Source organism: Desulfotomaculum sp. 1211_IL3151 (assembly GCF_036763075.1).
Taxonomy (GTDB): Bacteria; Bacillota; Desulfotomaculia; order Desulfotomaculales; family Desulfotomaculaceae; genus Desulfotomaculum.
Map to the genome: position 1 here is coordinate 1 of NZ_JBAIYV010000042.1, position 21,152 is coordinate 21,152.

At 45.0% G+C, this 21,152-nt stretch carries 17 protein-coding genes; 14 read left to right on the top strand and 3 right to left on the bottom strand.

What is annotated here, in order from left to right; genetic code table 11:
- Positions 1–327 precede the first annotated feature (327 nt).
- On the top strand, positions 328–813 hold the full coding sequence (locus V6C11_RS11840) for a cell division protein SepF (RefSeq protein WP_333531376.1): 486 nt from the start codon (positions 328–330) through the stop codon (positions 811–813).
- 21 nt (positions 814–834) lie between these two features.
- On the opposite strand, the gene V6C11_RS11845 is transcribed toward V6C11_RS11840, so the two are convergent.
- Complete coding sequence (locus V6C11_RS11845; RefSeq protein WP_333531377.1) at positions 835–1,593, bottom strand: tRNA lysidine(34) synthetase; 759 nt, start codon at positions 1,591–1,593, stop codon at positions 835–837.
- 103 nt (positions 1,594–1,696) lie between these two features.
- Here V6C11_RS11845 and V6C11_RS11850 point away from each other — a divergent pair, with 103 nt between their 5' ends.
- From V6C11_RS11850 to V6C11_RS11890, 9 genes are all read left to right on the top strand, one after another.
- Positions 1,697–1,855: a small, acid-soluble spore protein, alpha/beta type gene (locus tag V6C11_RS11850; RefSeq protein WP_333531378.1), complete on the top strand. Its 159-nt coding sequence runs from the start codon at positions 1,697–1,699 to the stop codon at positions 1,853–1,855.
- Positions 1,856–2,222: 367 nt separating this feature from the next.
- Positions 2,223–6,677, top strand: coding sequence for an FAD-dependent oxidoreductase (locus tag V6C11_RS11855; protein ID WP_333531379.1), 4,455 nt, complete (start codon positions 2,223–2,225; stop codon positions 6,675–6,677).
- 345 nt (positions 6,678–7,022) lie between these two features.
- A complete protein-coding gene (locus V6C11_RS11860) occupies positions 7,023–7,166 on the top strand; it encodes a hypothetical protein (protein WP_333531380.1) in 144 nt (47 codons plus the stop codon).
- Positions 7,167–7,673: 507 nt separating this feature from the next.
- Positions 7,674–8,246: a 4Fe-4S dicluster domain-containing protein gene (locus tag V6C11_RS11865; protein ID WP_333531381.1), complete on the top strand. Its 573-nt coding sequence runs from the start codon at positions 7,674–7,676 to the stop codon at positions 8,244–8,246.
- Between the two features lie 31 nt (positions 8,247–8,277).
- A complete protein-coding gene (locus V6C11_RS11870) occupies positions 8,278–9,126 on the top strand; it encodes a CoB--CoM heterodisulfide reductase iron-sulfur subunit B family protein (protein ID WP_333531382.1) in 849 nt (282 codons plus the stop codon).
- Between the two features lie 23 nt (positions 9,127–9,149).
- Positions 9,150–13,601, top strand: a complete 4,452-nt coding sequence (locus V6C11_RS11875) for an FAD-dependent oxidoreductase (protein WP_333531383.1) — start codon at positions 9,150–9,152, stop codon at positions 13,599–13,601.
- Between the two features lie 15 nt (positions 13,602–13,616).
- On the top strand, positions 13,617–16,640 hold the full coding sequence (locus tag V6C11_RS11880; RefSeq protein ID WP_333531384.1) for an FAD-dependent oxidoreductase: 3,024 nt from the start codon (positions 13,617–13,619) through the stop codon (positions 16,638–16,640).
- Between the two features lie 21 nt (positions 16,641–16,661).
- Entirely contained in the window at positions 16,662–17,114 is a 453-nt protein-coding gene (locus tag V6C11_RS11885; protein ID WP_333531385.1) for a hydrogenase iron-sulfur subunit, read from the top strand.
- Positions 17,115–17,132: 18 nt separating this feature from the next.
- Complete coding sequence (locus tag V6C11_RS11890; RefSeq protein ID WP_333531386.1) at positions 17,133–18,245, top strand: 4Fe-4S dicluster domain-containing protein; 1,113 nt, start codon at positions 17,133–17,135, stop codon at positions 18,243–18,245.
- 50 nt (positions 18,246–18,295) lie between these two features.
- On the opposite strand, the gene V6C11_RS11895 is transcribed toward V6C11_RS11890, so the two are convergent.
- Positions 18,296–18,544: a hypothetical protein gene (locus V6C11_RS11895; RefSeq protein ID WP_333531387.1), complete on the bottom strand. Its 249-nt coding sequence runs from the start codon at positions 18,542–18,544 to the stop codon at positions 18,296–18,298.
- A 237-nt stretch (positions 18,545–18,781) separates the two neighbouring features.
- On the opposite strand from V6C11_RS11895, the gene V6C11_RS11900 reads away from it, so the two are divergent.
- Positions 18,782–19,324 carry a cell wall hydrolase gene (locus V6C11_RS11900; RefSeq protein WP_333531388.1) on the top strand — a complete coding sequence of 181 codons (543 nt, stop codon included), beginning with the start codon at positions 18,782–18,784 and terminating at the stop codon, positions 19,322–19,324.
- 128 nt (positions 19,325–19,452) lie between these two features.
- On the opposite strand, the gene V6C11_RS11905 is transcribed toward V6C11_RS11900, so the two are convergent.
- The gene (locus V6C11_RS11905; RefSeq protein WP_333531389.1) at positions 19,453–19,710 is read right to left on the bottom strand and encodes a DUF1294 domain-containing protein; all 258 of its coding nucleotides are present in this window, start codon (positions 19,708–19,710) and stop codon (positions 19,453–19,455) included.
- Between the two features lie 117 nt (positions 19,711–19,827).
- Between V6C11_RS11905 and V6C11_RS11910 the strand changes: the two genes are divergently transcribed.
- The 3 genes from V6C11_RS11910 (at position 19,828) to V6C11_RS11920 (ending at position 21,007) form a co-directional block, all read left to right on the top strand.
- On the top strand, positions 19,828–20,016 hold the full coding sequence (locus V6C11_RS11910) for a PspC domain-containing protein (protein ID WP_333531390.1): 189 nt from the start codon (positions 19,828–19,830) through the stop codon (positions 20,014–20,016).
- A gap of 171 nt (positions 20,017–20,187) precedes the next feature.
- Positions 20,188–20,589 (top strand): DUF134 domain-containing protein, encoded by a 402-nt coding sequence (locus V6C11_RS11915; protein WP_333531391.1) that lies wholly within the window; start codon positions 20,188–20,190, stop codon positions 20,587–20,589.
- Between the two features lie 22 nt (positions 20,590–20,611).
- Entirely contained in the window at positions 20,612–21,007 is a 396-nt protein-coding gene (locus tag V6C11_RS11920) for a NifB/NifX family molybdenum-iron cluster-binding protein (RefSeq protein WP_333531392.1), read from the top strand.
- The last annotated feature ends 145 nt before the right edge of the window (positions 21,008–21,152 follow it).

The following is a 21,152-nucleotide window of genomic DNA, read 5'->3' on the forward strand; positions in this document are numbered from 1 at the left end:
CCTCCTTTTCTTATATTATAACACAGTGCGATAAGGTGCGATACAAACAAAAGAGAAAAAGACAAAAAAATAAGCCTATATCAAGGCTTTTGGGCAATTTTTCTTTATTCAACTGTCAAAGACCCGATACAAAAAGTGTTACCTGATAGTCACCCATTTTAAATACCTCCTTTGAATCTAGTTTACCCACAAAAAAGGAAAAACTTCATAGGGAAATAGGGCCATAGTCCTATAGAAAAATAGAAAATTTTTCCGCATAATAAAAATAAAGTCTATCTGTGTAATTTCCGGTTATAAAGTATGTTGATACCGAAAGGAGAGTTTGGGGTGTCTAAGTCATTTTTAGACAAGTTTCTAAATTTTATTGGATTTGAAGAAGTAGAAGATAGCGAAAAGGCACCTGAACTGTCTTCAACTAAAGAAATGAAACCTACCATTCAAAGTGCTAATAAAAGTACTCGCACAGAATTAACAGCGGTTGCTTCGTCACGAAATACACAAATTATCTCCACACAACCCCGCAAATTTACAGAGGTACAAGTTGTGGCAGATCATTTGAAAAATGGCCAACCCGTAATTATAAACCTTTCGCAAGTTCACCCTGAGGAGGCACAGCGTATTTTGGATTATACCAGTGGGGTATGCTCTGCTTTAAATGGATCTGCAAAGAAAGTAAATGGTGAAATTTTCCTCTTTGTGCCTAGTGGAGTAGACATTGTTGGGGCTGGTGATTTGAGAACCTTCACGGAGAATGTGGAACCATTGGAGGAAAAAGTTACACCCCGGTGGTTTAATAAATCTGAATCTGCTTAATAACAAAGGGCCGGAAGGGTATCAACCCCACCGGCCCTTATTGTTTTCTTTTACCGGCCACAAATTTTTAGGATCAAAGTTATGCAGAGAGGTTAAAAATTTTTGACGAATATCCGGGTATTGTTGGGAAAGACTGTTTATAAGATTTTTAACCTCTTCCCGTTTGGTATGCTTATTGGCAGGGCAGGGGTTATGAATAACAGGAATACTCTCCATTAATAACAATTCTTTTATCTGATTTTCTGTGATGTACACAAAGGGTCTAATTACAGTAAGATCCGTACGATCAAGATATGTCTTGGGAGAAAAGGTTTTTATGTTTCCATTAAAAAGCAGACTCATAAAATAGGTTTCAATCACATCATCAAGGTGATGGGCTAAAGCCACCTTGTTAAAGCCCAGATCTTTGGTTGCGTTATGAAGGGCACCTCTGCGTAGATTGGCACATAGGGAGCAAGGGTTCGTTTCTTTCCGAATATCAAATAATATTGTGCCTATATCAGTATGCTTAATTGTTAGGGGGATGTTTAAACCATTGCAAAACTCTTTCATTGGCTGTAAATCTGTCCCCAACCCCATATCCAAATGAACAGCATGAAGTTCAAAGGGAACCTTTTTTAAATATCTACGTTGATAAAGACTAAGGGCATATAAAAGGGAGTGACTGTCTTTTCCCCCAGAGACGCCTACAACCACCTTATCGCCTGACTCAATTAAGTTAAAGTGGGTGATTGCCCGGGTGACCTGAACCAACATTGCCTTTTGTAAGTTTTTACTCATCAGACCTTTCACCTTTTCTAGTATTAATTTTAAAAAAATAAGATTTTTACACTTGTATAGTATAACTGTGTTTAGGCCAAATTAGCAAGAAGGGGGGTAAGACATGGCTAAATATATGAGTGATGCCCTGAAGTATGAGCTGGCCCAGGAAATGGGTGCAGCGAGCCGTATCCAAGGCAATGACTATGGTAACCTTACCTCAAGAGAGTGTGGTAACTTTGTTAAGCTGGCGATACAGAGGGCCGAACAAAACATGTTGTAACTTCCCTCGGACTGGTTCACGATTCGTGAACCAGTTTTTTGTTTTTGGGGTCAAATTTGACCCCAAATTATCAAATTACTCATGCTTGTGCCATATGATACAAGTAAATTACTTCTAATGTTCTTTGTTTTTTCGCTAATAATAACATGTGTGTATGATCTTTTAAAAATAATAGTAAAAATATACAAAAAATAATAATATAAAACTTACTAATGGTATTTGAATTACGCTATCGTTATGATAAACTGAAATTAGATAATAGAATAATCGAAAAACATTCACGAAACGGAGGTGTTGCATGAGACAATTTCCACAACCAAAGCAATTTACTTGATCCGTGGATTGTTGGAAGGAGGTTAGTTAGCTAATGAGTAAACAGGATGGTTTAATAAATGAAATGATTGGTTCGGTAATGGTAGTAGGTGGCGGCATATCAGGGATGCAATCTGCCCTTGATCTTGCTGAATCTGGGTTTAAGGTCTATTTGTTAGAGGAAAAACCTGCTATTGGTGGTACCATGGCTCGCCTGGATAAAACCTTTCCCACCAACGATTGCGCAATGTGCATCATGTCTCCTAAATTAGTTGATACGGGACGACATAAGAACATTCAAATTATCACTGGTGCGAAGATTACCAAGGTTGACGGCAAAGCGGGTAATTTTAAGGTTAAGGTACACCAAAAGGCCCGCTATATCGATACGACAAAATGTACCGGATGTGGTGATTGTGCTAAAGTCTGCCCGGTTGAACTACCAAACCAGTTTAATGGTAATATAGATACTCGAAAGGCCACATACAAACTTTATGCTCAGGCTACTCCCAATGCCTTTGCCATTGAAAAGAAGGGAACTGCGCCTTGTAAGGCTGCCTGTCCCGCAGGTGTAAATGTTCAAGGTTATGTGCAATTAGTAAAGTCCGGTAAGCCTGTGGATGCCTGGCGCATGATTTATAAAGATATGCCCTTTCCCGCAGTCCTAGGCAGAATTTGTGCTCATCCCTGTCAAAGTGCCTGTAATCGATCAAAGATCGACGATGCCGTTCAAATTAAAAATTTAAAGCGTTATGCTGCGGATATGGCCTACTCGAATATGGCAGAGCTGCCTTTGCCGGAACAAGCTGCTGAGCTTCATCAAAAGGTAGCAGTCATCGGTGCTGGTCCTGCTGGTTTATCCTGTGCCCATTTCCTAGCCCGCCAGGGCTATCAAGTTACCGTTTTCGAGGCGTTGCCTGTTACCGGCGGCATGATGCGTGTGGGGATTCCGGAATATCGGCTGCCCAAAAAGTGGGTTGATTTAGAGGTAGACCTGATACAAAGAATGGGTGTGGAAATTAAGCTTAACACGGCCTTGGGAAAAGACATTTTCATTGATGAGCTTTTTCAACAAGGTTATGGGGCTATCTTTTTAGGGGTAGGTGCTCAGAAGGGCCTGAATCTAAATGTTTCTGGCAGTGATTTGGACGGTGTGAGCACGGCCGTAGAGATGCTGCGAAAAGTTGGTTTGGGTGAGACCGTCACCCTAGGCCGAAAACTTGCCGTTATTGGTGGCGGTAACGTGGCTATGGATGCTGCTCGGGTAGCCCGACGTTTGGGTGCGGAAGTGCATGTGTTTAGTTTAGAAGCCGAGGGAGAGTTGCCGGCTGATGCTGAAGAAATACAAGAAGCCATCGAGGAAGGAATTTATTTTCATTATGCCCAGAGTGTCAGGGAAATCCAAGGGGATAATGGAAGCGTCAAGGGTTTAGTAACGGCTAACGTGATCAGCCTCTTTGATGCTGCAGGACGTTTTGCTCCCCAGTGCGGCGAAGTATTCACCCAATGGGATGACTTTGCCGGTGTTATGGTTGCCATTGGTCAAACGGTTGATTTATCCTTTGCCGCAGACAAACCTCTGGCTAACGAAAAGGGTAACCGCCTCATGGCTGACCCTGAAACTCTGGCCACCCATGTACCAGGAATATTTGCCGGCGGTGATGCCTTTACTGGTCCCAGGTTATTAATTGATGCAGTGGGGGCAGGTAAAAGAGCAGCGGAAAGTATCCATCGCTACCTGCAGGGTGAGGAGGATTTAAAGCTGGGGCGGACCTTTAAGATCCCGGAAGAAGAAATAACCCCTTTGCGCCAGCAAAAAAATGAAATTCAAATTGAAACAGCAGTGGCCCAAAGATACACGGATCCGAATATCAGAAAAGATAATTTTGCGGAAGTAGCATTGGGTTATGATGAGACACAGGCTAAGGCTGAAGCTGAACGTTGTTTGAACTGTGCAGTTTGTTCAGAATGTATGCAGTGTGTGGAAGCTTGCTTGCCCAAGGCAATTAACCATGAGATGCAAGACCAAGAATTAGAGTTTTCAGTTGGGGCACTTATTCTAAATCCGGGCTTTAAGCCCTATGACCCCACGGATCTAAGTCTATATGGTTATGGCAAATACCCCAATGTAGTTACCAGTATTCAATTTGAAAGAATTTTGTCGGCCAGTGGCCCCTTTGCCGGTCATATGATTCGACCATCCGACCATAAAGAACCCACTAAAATTGCCTGGATTCAGTGTGTAGGTTCCCGCAATGAAAGAACAGGCAAGGGTTATTGTTCTTCTGTATGCTGTATGTATGGTATTAAGCAGGCCATGATTGCCAAGGAACACAGTTCGACACCCATTGCAACAACCTTGTTTTATATGGATATGAGGACCCCGGGTAAGGATTTTGAACGTTACCAAAACCGTGCCAAGGAAGAACATGACATTCGGTTTGTCCGCTCTCGGGTCTATCAAATAGATCCCTCTCCCGAAAATAATGGCGATTTAATGATTCGCTATGCCGATGAAAATGGCCTTATTCATTATGAAACCTTTGATTTAGTTGTTCTTTCCGTTGGTATATCACCCCCTGCCGGAGCCAAGGAACTTGGGGCAGCGGCCCATGTTGAATTGGACCAATATGGTTTCTGCCGCAGCAAGGAGTTAAGCCCAGGCTGCACTTCCAGAGAAGGTATTTTTGTTAGCGGAGCCTTTAGCGAACCGAAGGACATTCCCGAAACAGTGGTGGATGCCAGTGCGGCTGCAGCCCTTGCATCCCGCCTGTTAGCCCCGGTGCGGGGAACCTTAACCACAATCCAAGAGTTTCCCCCGGAAAAAAATGTAGCCAATCAACTACCCAGAGTAGGTGTATTTGTTTGTAATTGCGGTATTAATATTGGTGCTGTTGTTAAGGTTTCAGAGGTTGTGGAATATGCCAACGGGCTACCCGGTGTGACCCATACAGAGGAGTTCCTCTTTACATGTTCCGCAGATAACATCATCAAGATTAAGGAACGAATCCTGGAGCATAACCTCAATCGGGTTGTGGTGGCCTCCTGTACGCCTCGAACCCACGCTCCTCTGTTTCAGAGCAGTATGAAAGAGGTTGGCCTGAATCCCTATCTTTATGAACATGCCAATATCCGGGAACAATCCTCTTGGGTCCATCGGGATCGACCAGAGGATGCCACTGAAAAGGCCAAGGATTTGGTAAGAATGGCTGTGGCTAAGGTTAGACTGCTAAAACCAGTACAACCAACTTTTATCGATGTAGATCAGAGAATCTTGGTGGTGGGCGGTGGTGTGGCCGGGATGACCAATGCGTTGGCTTTAGCTGAGCAGGGCTATCCAGTTACGCTGGTGGAAAAAAGTCAAACGCTGGGAGGTCATGCCCTTGAATTACGCTATAGCCTAACGGGAGAAAACATTCCCGATACTATAACCAAACTGATAGCCCATGTAGAAGCGAACCCATTGGTGGAAGTTGTTCTCAATGCTCAAGTAGATAAGGTATCGGGCTACCTGGGTAACTATCAAACGATCCTATTGAACAATGATGGTTCTATGATTGAAGTAAAGCATGGTGCGGTGGTTGTGGCTACCGGTGCAGCCCCTGTGGAACCCAATGAGTACCTTTACGGGCATAGTCAGGCAGTGATGACCCAAACACAATTAGAACAAAGATTAGCCGATAATGGTCTTGGCCAAGCGAACACAGTGGTTATGATCAACTGTGTGGGTTCCAGAGAAACTACCAGGCCTTATTGCAGTAGGGTTTGTTGTACCCAATCCATTAAAAATGCCTTGAAGATAAAAGAACAAAATCCTCATACCAATGTAATTATTCTTTATAGGGATATACGAACCTATGGTTTTAAAGAAGAATATTACACCAAGGTAAGGCGGCTGGGCGTTATTTTTATTCGGTATAATGTAGACAATAAACCGGAGGTTACTGCCAAAGGGGATCGGGTACTAGTAACCGCAACGGATCATATACTTAACCAAAAAATTCAAATCGAGGCTGATATCTTGGCTTTGTCAAACGGTATGCAGCCCCGGTCCGATACAGAGCATTTGAGTCAGTTATTTAAGGTGCCTTTGAATAGCGACGGTTATTTTCTTGAAGCCCATATGAAACTGAGACCCGTTGATTTTTCTGCAGATGGCCTATATCTATGCGGCATAGCCCACGGACCGAAGAATATCAATGAAACCATAGCCCAGGCTAATGCCGCTTCCATACGTGCGGTGACGCTCCTCTCCAAGGGAAAACTAGAGTCTCTAGGTATCACCGCCGATGTTGATCTTGAGTTGTGTAAAGGGTGCGGTCTTTGTGTTAGTGCTTGTCCCTACGGTGCTAGGATACTTGACGAACGAAGAAGAGTAGTAATTGTCCGGGAGGTTCTTTGTCAAGGCTGTGGTGCCTGTGCTGCAGCATGTCCCAGTGGTGCTACCAAACAAAAGGGCTTTGAAAAACAACAAATGCTAGCCATGTTAGATGCAGCATTGGATATTTAGACTGCCATCCATATGTACCAAATGCTTCCCTTAAGCTGATTTGCTAATATTGCATTTATGTAACCCAGAGTTTTAAGACCACTCTGGGTTATTTTATTGTGGACGAAAACCATTGTCACGATTGAAGATTTAGCGGTTAAATTAAAAATTCCGATGATCGGGAAAAAGGCAAGCGACACTTCTTTTTTGCGTTGAAGGAGCAATAATAATAAAACGAAAGATTGACTAAGATAAAATACAAATATAAGGTAGCACCGTCCGGGTTTGTGAAAAATGGTACTTTACGAATGGGTTTCTTTAAAATAAACTATGTATACAGGATACAAAAGCGGGGAGGGGTGCTTTATGATAGGTAGAGAATATGAACAGTACCTCATTTCAGCAGCATCGGCTAATCAAGAAAGCTTTAATCCAGGTTTTTGGTTGGTCGTTGCGGGTCTGGGATTCATTCTTCCATTACTCGGCTACATCCTTAATCATTATCATTAAATCGCGCGACCCAACTTGAGTCTAAAGGGATTAGGTTTTTACCTAATCCCTTTATTATTTTAGCTCTTAGCTTTTATTTTTGCCGGGTTGCTAAAGGCTAATGGCTAAAAGCTAACAGCTATTTCGGAGGACATCTCTATATAATCTTGCTAGATTTTGAAAGTAATACTTTTTCGCAATTGGCAATTATGCCAGCGAAAATAGTTTCAGCGAAAATGTAACCTTTTTCCAATAAAATGTAGTATAATAGAAAAAAATAAGACGTCTGCATGGAACAAAAACCCTTATAAATCAAGGAATTATCTAAAAAACAAGTCCTTGCAATTAAGCTAACTAAAGTAATGGCGTGAAATAATATGAATATTAGCGGAAACGGACAAAAAAAGAACAAGAACCCAATTGTTTGTCGCATACGGGTCTTAGTCCATTATTGCAGAAGTTTATTCTAACTATAGCCTGTGATAAACTAAACTAAAGTAAAATCGTAATGCCAAGGGAGGTGGACCTGTGTATATTATAACAGAAAATGGTTCGAAAGCACTAGACCTAAATTTCACAAATGAAATAAGTCGACGCAGTGGTGAAGATATTAAGGCTTGTTTCCAGTGCCAAAAATGTGCCTCTGGTTGTCCCATCGCTGAATATGGGGAGATGGATACCAATCAGGTAATCCGCATGATTCAGTTTGGATTAAAGGATGAATTACTGAAGAGCAAGGCCATCTGGGTATGTGTAGGCTGTGAGACCTGTGGTGCTCGCTGCCCCAACGGAATTCGGATAGCTGCTATTATGGATACCCTAAGGGAAATGGCCATAGAAGAAGGGATAACCCCGGCTGAGAAAGATATTTATTTATTCCACCAGTGCTTCCTGGATTCTGCTAAATCCCTTGGTAGGGTACATGAAGCAACCATGTTAATGAAGTACAAACTTAAAAGCGGCCATTTAATGGATGATGTAGGAGTAGGTCTGAAGATGTTCCTTAAAGGAAAGCTAGCCTTATTCCCACACAGTGTTTCCAGTAAATCAGAGGTCCGAAAGATTTTCGAATGGGCTAAGCAAAAAAGAAGTGGACATTAGGAAACGGTTTAACGGAAAGTAGGGGATAATTTTGAAACTATCATATTACCCTGGATGTTCTTTAGAAGCCACGGCTAAAGAATTTGATAGTTCTGTACGGGCTGTTAGTAAAGCCCTGGATATTGAATTGGTAGAGATACCCGATTGGACCTGTTGTGGTGCTACTTCAGCCCACGCCACGAATCATAGACTTTCAGTTGGTCTGCCGGCCCTAACCATTAAACAAATTCAAAAAATGGGTTTGGATTGTGTAGTACCCTGTTCAGCCTGTTTCAATCGCCTTAAAACAACAGAGTATCACATGATACATAATGCTGACATTCGTCAGGAGATGGAAAAAACCTTAGCTTTTCAGTTTGATCAGCAACCTAGAGTTTACGATATGTTGGCTTACTTGGTTGAAAAATACGGACTAAAAGCGATTAGCCAAAAGGTTCAAAAACCTCTAAAGAATCTGAAAGTTGCTTGTTATTATGGCTGTCTTTCGGTGCGGCCAGCCGAAATAACTGGCATTGACAGCACGGAAAATCCCATGCAGCTAGATAATTTAATGAAAGCATTAGGTGCTACACCCGTTAGTTGGTCATATAAGGTTGATTGCTGCGGCGCGGGTCATTCAGTAGCTAAATCAGCCATGGTTACCAACCTATCCGGGAAGATTTTAGCCAAGGCCAGGGAAGCCGGGGCCGATGCAGTGGTCAATTCATGCCCCCTTTGCCAGACAAACCTAGAAATGCGTCGCCCCCAGGGTGAGGATATACCGGTCTTTTTCTTTACCGAACTAATGGGTCTGGCCCTGGGCAGCCCGGAAGCCCGTGACTGGTGGAATAAGCATTTGGTTGATCCCAGCAAAATAGTTAATTCCATTCAAGCTGAGTAATTGAAGGGATGGAGGTTAGGTAAATGAGCAACGTCCAAACCGATAAGAAATTAACCGGTGCGGCAATGGTGGTGGGCGGCGGGATATCCGGTATGCAATCTGCCCTGGATCTGGCCGAGTCAGGTATTAAGGTTTATTTGTTGGATGAAAAGCCTGCCATCGGTGGGACGATGGCCAGGTTGGATAAAACCTTTCCCACCAACGACTGTGCTATGTGTATTATGTCTCCCAAGTTGGTAGATACCGGACGTCATAATAACATTGAAATTATTACCGGTGCTAAGGTAAAAGAAGTTACCGGGGAACCTGGTAACTTTAAAGTCAAAGTACACCAAAGGGCCCGTTATATTGACATTGATAAATGTACAGGTTGTGGTGATTGTGCCGGGGTTTGTCCGGTGGAATTACCCAATGAATTTAACGGGGAAATCGATACCCGTAAAGCCACTTACAAACTGTATGCCCAGGCCACCCCAAATGCCTTTGCCATTGATAAAAGAGGAGTTGCACCTTGCAAAGCAACCTGCCCCGCTGGCATCAATGTCCAGGGCTATGTTCAATTAATTAAATCAGGCAAGTTTATCGATGCCTGGAAAATGATCTACGAGGAAATGCCCTTCCCGGCAATTTGCGGCCGGATCTGTGCGCATCCCTGTCAAACTGCCTGCAATAGGGCTAAGGTAGATGAGCCGATTCAAATAGCTACACTAAAAAGGCTTGCTGCGGATATGGCCTATCAGATGGATATGAATGAATTACCTTTGCCGGAGAAAGAAGCAGTAAGGGACGAAAAGGTTGCGGTTATCGGATCTGGTCCTGCGGGTTTGGCCTGTGCCCACTTCTTAGCCCTCAAGGGTTATTCGGTGACAATCTTTGAAGCACTGCCGGTCACCGGTGGGATGATGCGGATTGGCATTCCCGAGTATCGCTTGCCGAAAAAATGGGTGGACTACGAAATTGAGTTAATTAAGCACCTGGGTGTGGAAATAAAAGTCAATACCGCCTTAGGTAAAGACATTACCATTGATGGTTTATTTAAAGAAGGGTTCAAATCCATTTTCCTTGGTGTTGGCTGCCAAAAGGGCACCAGCATGAGAACCCCCGGTGAGAATCTGGAGGGAGTTATTTCTGCTGTAGACATGCTGCGGAACATTGGTTTAGGGGAAAAGGTTGAAGTAGGTAAGAAAGTTCTGGTGGTCGGCGGCGGCAACGTAGCCATGGACGCTGCCCGCAGTGCCCGTCGCGCAGGGGCTGAAGTACATGTGCTGTATCGTCGTACCAGGGGTGAAATGCCTGCGGCCCCTGAGGAAGTGGAAGAAGCGATGGAAGAAGGAGTAAAGTTCCACTTCAGAACCCTCATCAAAGAAATTAAAGATAACAAAGGTAAAATTGGTGTTGTTGAAACCATTGAAGTTGTCAGGATGGAAAAGGATGAAAAGGGTAAGTGGGTGCCTGTCTATGGTGATAAGGTAACGGCATGGCAGGATGTTGACACCGTGATTTCAGCCATTGGTCAAACCGCAGATCTATCCTTTGCGGGTGACAAGCCCCTGACGAATCAATGGGGCGATCGGATTGTGGCAGACCCAGATACCCTGGCCACCAACGTACCGGGTATTTTTACCGGGGGTGACGTATTTACAGGACCCGCCTTACTGATTGATGCAGTGGGTGCAGGTAAACAAGCTGCAGAAAGCATCCATCGCTATTTACAAGGTGAAGACCTGAAGGCAGGACGTCAATTTAAGGTGCCGGAAGAGAAAATTTCACCGATTCCTCGTAAGGCAGCGTCCTATCCGCAACAGCCTAAAGTAAAACAGGCCCATGCTCCGGCTGAAAGAAGGGCCGCCAACACGGAAGAAGTGTGTTTAGGCTTTACGCCGGAACAGGCACAGGAAGAAGCAGCCCGCTGCTTAAATTGTGCGATCTGTTCCGAATGTATGCAGTGTGTGGATGCTTGCTTACCCAAGGCCATTGATCATGATATGCAAGATCGGGAGTTTGAAATCGAAGTGGGTGCCATGGTGATGAACCCCGGCTTTAAACCCTACGATCCAGAGGATTTACAACTGTATGGTTATGGCAGGCTGCCCAACGTAGTAACCAGTATTCAGTTTGAGCGTATCCTCTCTGCCAGTGGACCCTATGCAGGGCACATGGTACGTCCATCTGATCATAAGGAACCCACCAGGATAGCCTGGATTCAATGTGTCGGGTCCCGTAATGAAAGAATCGGTAAAGGCTATTGTTCCTCGGTATGCTGTATGTATGCCATTAAACAAGCGGTTATCGCCAAGGAGCATAGTCATGAACCGCTCTCAGCTAAGCTGTTTTATATGGATATGCGGACACCTGGTAAGGACTTTGAGAGATATCTCAACCGGGCCAAGGAAGAACAGGGTGTAGAATTTATCCGCTCTCGGATCTACGGTATAGATCCAGCCTTAGATGGCAGTGACGACGTAATGATTCGTTATGCTGACGAGGACGGCAAGGTATTCACAGAAAACTATGACATGGTGGTTTTATCCATCGGCCTTTCTGCACCGGAAGGTGCCAAGGATTTAGGTCAGGCCTGTGGAATTGAGTTAGACAAATATGGTTTCTGCCGTACGGATACATTTGCACCGGGTTGTAGCTCCCGGGAGGGCATTTATGTCAGCGGTGCCTTTAGTGAACCAAAGGATATACCAGAAACAGCCGTTGATGCCAGTGCTGCAGCGGCCATGGTTTCCCGACTGTTGGCCCCGGCCCGCGGTACCATGACCGAGGTTCAGAAGTTTCCACCGGAAAAGGATGTTAACAATCAATTACCTCGGGTAGGTGTCTTTGTTTGTAACTGTGGTATTAACATTGGCAGTATTGTCAGAGTACCGGAAGTTGCGGCATTTGCCAGTTCCCTGCCGGGAGTAGTTCATACCGAAGAATTCCTGTTTAGTTGTTCACAGGATAACATTATAAAAATTAAAAACCGTATTCAGGAACACAATCTCAACCGTGTTGTGGTAGCTTCCTGTACACCCAGAACCCACGCACCTCTGTTCCAGAGTAGTTTGAAGGAAGCCGGGCTGAACCCCTACCTCTACGAACATGCCAACATCCGTGAGCAGTCTTCCTGGGTACATAGGGAACAACCGGAAGATGCTACGGATAAGGCCAAGGATCTGGTGGGAATGGCGGTAGCCAAAGTAAGGCTGCTGAAGCCGGTTCAAACCTCCTTTATTGATGTTAACCAGAGAGTGCTGGTGGTAGGCGGCGGTGTGGCCGGTATGACCAATGCCCTGTCCCTGGCAGAACAAGGCTATGCAGTTACTCTGGTGGAAAAAACCGACCAATTGGGCGGTAGGGCCACAGAGTTACGATACAGTCTGAGGGGAGAAGATATTCCCGCATTTGTTGAGAAGCTCAAGTCCGATATTGAGGCTCATCCATTGGTGGAAATTGCCCTCAGGGCTCAGGTGCAGGAGGTAACGGGTTACTTGGGTAATTACAGAACCACCTTGCACAAGGAAGATGGCTTTAAGGTTGAAGTAGAACATGGTGCGGTAGTAATTGCCACCGGGGCAGATGAAACTTCACCCACTGAGTACCTCTACGGCAGCCATGCCGCAGTACTTACCCAGACTCAGTTAGAGCAAAAGATTGTTGATCAGGGACTGGGTAATGCCAAAAACATTGTCATGATTAACTGTGTGGGTTCCCGTATTCCGGAAAGACCCTATTGCAGCAGAGTTTGTTGTACCCATGCCATTAAAAATGCCCTCAAGGTAAAGGAGCTGAATCCCGCCGCCAATGTAATTGTCCTCTACCGTGATATACGTACCTATGGTTTCAAAGAGGAATATTACACCGAGGCCAGACGGAAGGGTGTTATCTTTATCCGTTATAGCCTGGATGATAAACCAGTTGTGGAGGCCAATGGAGATCGGGTCACGGTAACAATTACAGACCACGTTTTAAAGCAACCGATAAAGATCGATGCAGATATACTAGCCCTGAGCAACGGCATTCAGCCAAGGTTGGATACGGAGGCATTAAGTCAACTCTTTAAGGTGCCCCTCAATGCCGATGGTTTCTACCTGGAAGCCCATATGAAACTTCGTCCGGTGGACTTTGCAGCGGATGGACTATATCTTTGCGGACTGGCCCATGGACCTAAGAATATTACGGAAACCATTGCCCAGGCCAATGCATCTTCGGTTCGTGCTGTTACTCTGCTTTCCAAAGGAAGACTGGAGTCTCTGGGCAATACCGCAGAGGTTGACCTGGAACTTTGTAAGGGTTGTGGCATCTGCGTAAGTGCCTGTGCCTATGGTGCCAGGGTATTTGACGAACGCAGGGGAGTAGCCTATGTTCGGGAAGTTCTTTGCCAGGGTTGTGGTGCTTGTGTGGCAGCATGCCCCAGTGGTGCTACCCAACAGAAAGGTTTTGAGAAAGAACAGTTGCTGGCCATGATGGATGCGGCTCTGGGATAGGAGGTTGGAAAACCTATGACGGATAAAAAACAAATTGGAGCGGTTTTGGTTGTGGGCGGCGGCATCTCCGGGATGCAGTCCGCCCTGGACCTGGCCGAATCCGGCTACCGGGTCTATTTGGTGGAAAAGAAACCCGCCATCGGTGGTACCATGGCCAGACTGGACAAAACCTTTCCCACCAATGACTGCGCCATGTGTACCATGTCCCCTAAACTGGTTGACGTGGGTCGCCACCTGAATATTGAAATTATTACCGGGGCCGAGCTGGTTGATTTGGCAGGGGAACCTGGTAATTTCAAGGCCACAGTTGTCCAGCAAGCCAGATACATTAGTTTGGAAAAATGTATCGGTTGTGGGGCCTGTGCCGAAGCGTGCCCGGTTAAGGTGGATGATGACTTTGACGGGGGCCTAGGCAAAAGGAAGGCTGCTTACAAGTTATATGCCCAAGCGACTCCCAATGCCTATGCCATTGACAAAGGTAAGTGCCTCAGATTGAAAAATCCTAAGGCCTGCGGTAAGTGCCTCAAGGCTTGTCCCGCCGAGGCCATTGATCACAGCATGCCAGATACCACCTTGGAATTAGAAGTGGGAGCGGTTGTCTTAAGTCCTGGTTTTGATCCCATGGACGGTAATTTGAGGGAGGAATTTGGCTGGGGACGTTATCAAAACGTGGTAACCAGCCTGCAGTTTGAACGTCTGCTGTCTGCCAGCGGCCCCACCATGGGACATCTGGTGCGCCCCTCGGATCATGTTGAACCAAAGAAAATTGCCTTTATCCAGTGTGCCGGGTCCAGGGATAGTGCCAAAGGAAATCCCTATTGTTCGGCGGTATGCTGCATGTATGCCACGAAACATGCCATCATTGCCCAGGAACACGAACCGGGGCTGGAGACCAAAATATTCTACATGGATATTCGGGCCTATGGTAAAGATTTTGAAAAGTATTATGATCGGGCCAAAATCCAACACGGGGTTAAATACGAAAAAGCCATGGTATCTTCTGTGAAGGAAGATCCTCAAACAAAAAATATTATTGTTCGCTACCGTAACGCCGATGGGTCATTTAGCGAAGAAGAATTTGATATGTTCGTTCTTTCAGTGGGCTTAAAGCCCTCGGCGGGCAATGCAGCCCTGGCCAAGGCCACCGGGATTGAGCTGAATGAATTTGGTTTCTGCAAAACTTCTGAATTTGTGCCAGGTCAGACCACGAAGGAAGGGGTTTTTGCCGGCGGTGCCTTCTGTGCCCCCAAGGATATTCCTGAAACGGTTATTGATGCCAGTGCTGCCGCTGCTAATGCCGCACGGTTCCTCAGTACGGTACGGGGTACCCTGAGCAAGGTTAAAGAATATCCGCAGGAAAGGGATGTTACCCAGGAAGAACCCAGAGTAGGTGTCTTTGTCTGCAACTGCGGTATCAATATCGGCAGTGTGGTACGGGTGCCGGAGGTGGCGGAATTTTCCAGATCCATACCTGGTGTTGTACACTCGGAGGAATTCCTCTTTAGCTGCTCCCAGGATAGTATCGAAAAAATTAAAGAACGTATCAATGAGCATAAACTAAACCGGGTGGTGGTGGCTTCCTGCACACCCAGAACCCACGCACCGCTTTTTATGAGCAGCTTAAAGGAGGCTGGGCTAAACCCCCATCTTTTTGAGCAAGCCAATATCCGGGAGCATTCCTCCTGGGTACACAGGGACTTCCCGGATGCTGCCACGGAGAAAGCCAAAGACTTGGTAAGCATGGCCATTGCGAAGGTTAAGCTATTGAAACCGGTATATACCTCCTTTATGGATATTAACCGGCAGGCACTGGTAATTGGCGGCGGTATCGCAGGTATGGCCAATGCCCTAAACCTGGCCGGACAAGGTTTTAAAGTAATCCTAGTGGAACGGGCTGAAAAGCTTGGCGGCAATGCACTGGAAATAAAATACACGATGAAGGGTAATAGCCCTGCTCAGTTGGTTGATCAACTAATAAATGATGTGAATCAGCATCCAAATATTGACCTCAATCTAAACTCCTCTGTGAAAGAAGTAGCCGGTTATCTGGGTAATTACAAAACAACCTTAACTACTCCTGCAGGAGATAAAAAGATTGAGCATGGTGTGGTGATCATTGCCACAGGTGCTGAGGCAGCCACTACCACAGAGTATCTATATGGACAGCACAGTGCCGTAATGACCCAAAGTGAGTTAGAGCAAAAACTGGCTGGCGCCGGCCTTGGCGATGCCAAAAATGTTGTCATGATTCAGTGTGTGGGGTCACGGGACAGCGAACGTCCTTACTGCAGTCGTATTTGCTGCTATAATGCTGTAAAAAATGCCCTGAAAATTAAAGAGTTAGATCCCGAGGCGAATGTGTTTGTTATCTACAGGGACATTCGGACCTATGGTTTTTATGAAACCTACTATGCTGAAGCCAGAAGAAAGGGTGTCATTTTTGTCAGATATACCTTGGACGAAAAACCCCAGGTAGACAGTGCTGGCGATAAGGTCATCGTCAAGGTTAAGGACCCGATCTTAAATCAGTATTTACAATTGGATGCAGACCTGCTGGTATTAAGTACTGGGATTACTCCCGCCAAAGGAACAGATGCCCTTAGTCAAACCTTTAAGGTTTCACTAAACGCAGACGGCTACTTCCTGGAGGCCCATATGAAACTGCGTCCGGTGGACTTTGCTGCGGATGGTTTATATCTGGCCGGTTTGGCCCATTCACCCAAATTAATTGAAGAATCCATTGCCCAGGCCAATGCCGCTGCGGTTCGTGCAGTAACCATGCTATCCAAGGATAAATTAGAGTCCCTAGGTAACGTGGCCCAGGTTAATCCCAAGTGGTGTAAGGGCTGCGGTCTCTGCGTAGAAGCCTGTGCCTATGGTGCCCGGGTTATGAATGAAAATACCAGAGTAGCGGAAGTGTTGGATGTACTTTGCCAGGGTTGTGGTGCCTGTGTTGCTGCCTGCCCCAGCGGTGCTTGCCAGCAAAAGGGTTTTGAAAAGGCTCAAATTCTGGCCATGTTGGATGCCAGTAACAGTTAAGCTGAAAAGGAGGGTTATGGAATGAGTGTTCCAGAAGAAAAAGTTTCCGGCAACAGTGAATATGAACCTAAGATCATAGCCATACTCTGTAACTGGTGCTCCTACACCGGTGCGGATTTGGCTGGTACTAACCGTGTGCAATATCCCCCCAACGTGCGGATTATCCGGGTTATGTGCAGCGGTTCGGTGGACCCCCTGTATATGATTAAACCCATCCTGGACGGCGGTGACGCTGTTCTGGTAGGTGGCTGACACGAGGGTGACTGCCACTATGGTAGTGGCAATTACAAGGCTCGTCGTAAGGTGGCCGTTGCTAGAAACGTACTCCAACAATTAGGTGTACCGGAAGAGCGGTTATGGTTACGTTTCATCAGTGCTTCTCAGGGAGCTTATTTTGGTGAAGTCATTTCTGAAATGACACAAAAGCTGAAAGAGTTAGGACCTAACCCGCTGCGCAAGAACTGGGAAATCTAAGGTGGGAGGCGTAAGAACATGAAAACTTACACGATAAAATCTGGGGACACCCTGAGTGCCGCCAGGGAATTCTTAAAGGCATTAATTACTTCGGGGCAGGTTGGAGCCGTTTTGGTTCCACAAGAAGTTACAGCAAAAACCAACGTAGTTCCTACCTTGATCAAGGACCCCAATATGTTTGGGGCAGTGAATCCCTTTGCGCCGGTAAACGGTCTTAATGCTGCCAGACTGGTGGCCAATCTCTCCCGTAGCTTGCCGGAAAAGGTGGCAGTGGTACTTCGTTCCTGTGAAGTAAGGGCCCTTATTGAATTAGTAAAACTACAACAAGCAAAGTTAGACAATCTTTTAATTATTGGTGTGGATTGTGTTGGTACATTTCCTGCCAGTGATTATGCAGAGATGGTTAAACAAAATAAAGTAGATCCTGAAAAATGGGTAAGTCAGGCTGCCGATGGCAAAAATCCCACTGGTATGGAACTGAGACGGGCCTGCACCCTGTGTGCCTATCCCGAAGTTACCAATGCAGATATCATGCTGGGTTGGTTAGGTATGGCCGGTGGTTTACTGGTGGCCGCCAAGGACGAAGTGGATTTAGCCGGTATCGATGGCTTAGAAACTGCTTCTGTACCAGACACCCGCTCCAAATTGATCGAAAATATCAGTACAGAAAAGGCCCAGGCCAAAAACAAGGCTGTGACAGAGTTTAAGGACTCTGTGGCCAGTATGGAAAAGCTGGCAGAAGTCTTGGCCACCTGCATTAAATGCCAAAACTGCCGCCAGGCCTGCCCCATCTGTTTCTGCCGTGAATGTGTGTCCGCTGGCCCCATATTTGATCACAATGGTGACAAATATATGCAGTATGCCAACCGAAAAGGCAGCATAGAATTACCAACCGATACCACACTATTCCATCTAACCAGGGTGAACCACATGGGCCTGTCCTGCGTTGGCTGTGGCCAATGTGAAAATTCCTGCCCCATGAATATCCCTGTGGGCTTAATGTTCCAGGCCCTATCCCAGGCTAACCAGGATCGTTTTGAATATGAACCAGGCCGTTCCCTGGAGGAACCGATTCCCTTAACTGTTTATAAGGAACATGAGTTGGAAGAACTAAATACCGGTAAACACTAAGCAAAAAGGGAGTGCCAAAGCGCACTCCCTTGCCTTTTTTCTGAAAAATATTAATTATTTGGTGGGTTTTTTCTTCTGGCTGTAATCGTGTATATCTTACCGTCGTGACTGCCGATTGGTTGGAAATCAAAATCCTTTTTTGCCAAAAAGTCGGAAACTTCATCTGAATGATGGGCATCATTGGCATCCATGGTAATGTTTAGTTCTTCACCGAAACCTACCTCCTGCATAGCCTGTTCGATCTTCTCCAAAGCATTTGTCCCATCCACGCGATCTAAATGTAGGGAAACTTCAGCCATAAAAACACCTCTTTATTTTGTTTTAATTAACTTATCCTAATTTAATATTGAATATACAAAAGGGTAACATTGACAAACCAACCATCATTTGAGTGTTTATTATTGCAAAAAATTATGCGACAATGGGGACTGCCCTACGAGCAAAGACACGAGGGCGGGGGCGGTTCTGTTGTCTCAAATTTGAGGTGAGCTCCAGACAATAATGCTTTTTTGATTTATTGAAAGGAGTGTTTAGCATTGAAAAATAAAAAAGTGTTGATCGGATTTCTAGTATTTTCTCTCATGACATTAATGGTTTTGCCAATATATCAAATAGCTTTAACCAAAAGCAAAAGTAACCAAATAAGCTATTCTGGAGCAAAAAGATCGAATCTTACACCTCAAAATAACAGACCAAAGGAACAACCCGTGTCCCGTGGTAAGGTGGACAGGGATGAACTTGCTTTAATGGCCAGCATTATCGAAGCAGAAGCCAAGGCTGAACCCTTTGAGGGAAAAATTGCAGTTGGTGCGGTGATGCTTAACCGTGTGCAAAGTGCTGATTTTCCAGGTACCCTGACAGGGGTTATTTATCAGGAACAGGCCTTTGAATCGGTGGCTAATAACCATTATAAAAAACCCTATAGTGATGAGTCACTAAAGGCTGCCCAGGCGGCACTGGCAGGTCAGGATCCCACCAATGGAGCTTTGTATTTCTGGAACCCTGCCACTGCAAAAAGCACCTGGATCTGGTCCCGACCAGTTACCAAGCAAATTGGTGACCATGTTTTTGCCAATTAAAAACAAAAGCTTTCGCAGTAATGCGAAAGCCAATTTTATACTATCCGATAATATAAGATTTTAAGGATGATAGTATCAAGAAGAAATGAGGCTCGCGCGATCGGTGGCGCGGGCCAAGCTTTTCTAATTTATACGATCCAAATGACTAAAACCAGTTGGACGATTCCTATGATTGGTATACCTAGGAAAAAGGCAGTCTTTCTGGTTTTATGACGGGCAAACTGCATGCCCAGATAACCACCCAGGGCACCTCCGGCAAGGCAGGCTATAAAGAGTGTTCTTTCGGAAATTCGCCATCCGCCGGTGCTGGCAAACCATTTGTCGAGGTTAAACATAATGAATGTAAGGACGTTAATTGCTATAAGATAGTAAATTAAAACTTCCATAGAGAATCCTCCTCACTTTTCATTAATTGACTATTAATTACAGTATAAAGGAATACTGCTAATTTTGTCTAATAAATTTTAATAAAGTATAATATAGGCCTGAAAGGGTGAAAAACCATGAAACGTCTGTATCGATCTCGCTCGCAAAAAATGATAGCTGGTGTTTGTGGAGGAATTGCAGAGTATTTTGATGCTGACCCCACGGTGATAAGGGTTGTCTATGTAATAGGTTCCGTTTTATCAGTGGCCTTTCCGGGAATAATAATTTATCTAATCCTGGCGTTTATCATACCTTCTGAATATTAGGCGATTAAATACCAATTCTTGTTGCATTTCTATCCGTTTTTACACGTTAGGGTATAGGTCCCAGGCAAGCGAACCAGGCTTTTCTAACCGTTATTTATGGGAAAATGTTTGACACAAGTTTATAATGAGTATAAAATGGTTATGAACAGATGTCAATAAAGGGTGATTTGAATGGCAAGGCCTCCCAAGTGCAGACAAGTCGAAAGGCTGCCTGTGGTTACATATTTTAAACCCCAAGGTATTCCTATGACTCAGCTCTCCGAAGTGATATTAACGGTGGAGGAGTTGGAAGCAGTTCGCCTATGTGATCTTGAAGGCTTGGAACAAGAAATCTGTGCAGAAAAAATGGCAGTTTCAAGACCAACCTTTCATAGGATTATTACTGCTGCCAGAAAAATAATTGCTGAAGCCCTGATAAATGGTCTGGCCATTCGAGTTGAGGGGGGGAACTATCAGGTTACCCTATCCAGACTGAGTTGTAAAGAATGTGGCTTAAAGTGGGAAGGAACCTTTTGCAAACGCCACACGAAGTGTCCCAGTTGTAATTCAAGGGACTGGCATAGTTTAGAATGACCCAGAGAAAGGTGGAATAAGTATGAAAATTGCAATGCCTGCTAGAAATGGCCAAGTAAACGAACACTTTGGAACCACTCAGGAATTTGCCATTATTGAATTAGAAAACGGTAAGGTTAAGGAAAGTCGCATTTTATCAAATGAAGGGCTGCAACATAACCATGGTGGAATTGCCAATATGTTAAAAAATGAAAAAATTGAAGTGATTATTTGTGGCGGGATTGGTGGCCATATGATCACTGCATTGGAACAACTGGGATTAAAGGTTGTTAACGGTGCTTCTGGTCCCTTAGAGAGTGTCGCAGAGGCCTATGCAGCAGGAACCCTGGTAACACGTCCTGTAAGCTGTGGTTGTGGTGGAGGCGGCAACCATCACCATCATCATCACCATCATGGCGGCGGTGGTTGTTCTCATTAATTTGTTCTAATGAAGTATAGATAGAAGATTATTGCACCCGCAAAGGGTGCTTTTTTTATTTATTCAGAAAGTATAAGATTTTAAGGATGATAGTATTAGAAAAACTAAGGCTCACGCTATAGGCTGGCATGAGCCAAGCTTTTCT

What these genes read in the sequence shown, in the direction of transcription:
- V6C11_RS11845 (WP_333531377.1), bottom strand. Translation starts at nt 1,593, where the DNA reads ATGAGTAAAAACTTACAAAAGGCAATGTTGGTTCAGGTCACCCGGGCA.
- V6C11_RS11850 (WP_333531378.1), top strand. Translation starts at nt 1,697, where the DNA reads ATGGCTAAATATATGAGTGATGCCCTGAAGTATGAGCTGGCCCAGGAA.
- V6C11_RS11855 (WP_333531379.1), top strand. Translation starts at nt 2,223, where the DNA reads ATGAGTAAACAGGATGGTTTAATAAATGAAATGATTGGTTCGGTAATG.
- V6C11_RS11860 (WP_333531380.1), top strand. Translation starts at nt 7,023, where the DNA reads ATGATAGGTAGAGAATATGAACAGTACCTCATTTCAGCAGCATCGGCT.
- V6C11_RS11875 (WP_333531383.1), top strand. Translation starts at nt 9,150, where the DNA reads ATGAGCAACGTCCAAACCGATAAGAAATTAACCGGTGCGGCAATGGTG.
- V6C11_RS11880 (WP_333531384.1), top strand. Translation starts at nt 13,617, where the DNA reads ATGACGGATAAAAAACAAATTGGAGCGGTTTTGGTTGTGGGCGGCGGC.
- V6C11_RS11890 (WP_333531386.1), top strand. Translation starts at nt 17,133, where the DNA reads ATGAAAACTTACACGATAAAATCTGGGGACACCCTGAGTGCCGCCAGG.
- V6C11_RS11895 (WP_333531387.1), bottom strand. Translation starts at nt 18,544, where the DNA reads ATGGCTGAAGTTTCCCTACATTTAGATCGCGTGGATGGGACAAATGCT.
- V6C11_RS11905 (WP_333531389.1), bottom strand. Translation starts at nt 19,710, where the DNA reads ATGGAAGTTTTAATTTACTATCTTATAGCAATTAACGTCCTTACATTC.
- V6C11_RS11910 (WP_333531390.1), top strand. Translation starts at nt 19,828, where the DNA reads ATGAAACGTCTGTATCGATCTCGCTCGCAAAAAATGATAGCTGGTGTT.
- V6C11_RS11915 (WP_333531391.1), top strand. Translation starts at nt 20,188, where the DNA reads ATGGCAAGGCCTCCCAAGTGCAGACAAGTCGAAAGGCTGCCTGTGGTT.
- V6C11_RS11920 (WP_333531392.1), top strand. Translation starts at nt 20,612, where the DNA reads ATGAAAATTGCAATGCCTGCTAGAAATGGCCAAGTAAACGAACACTTT.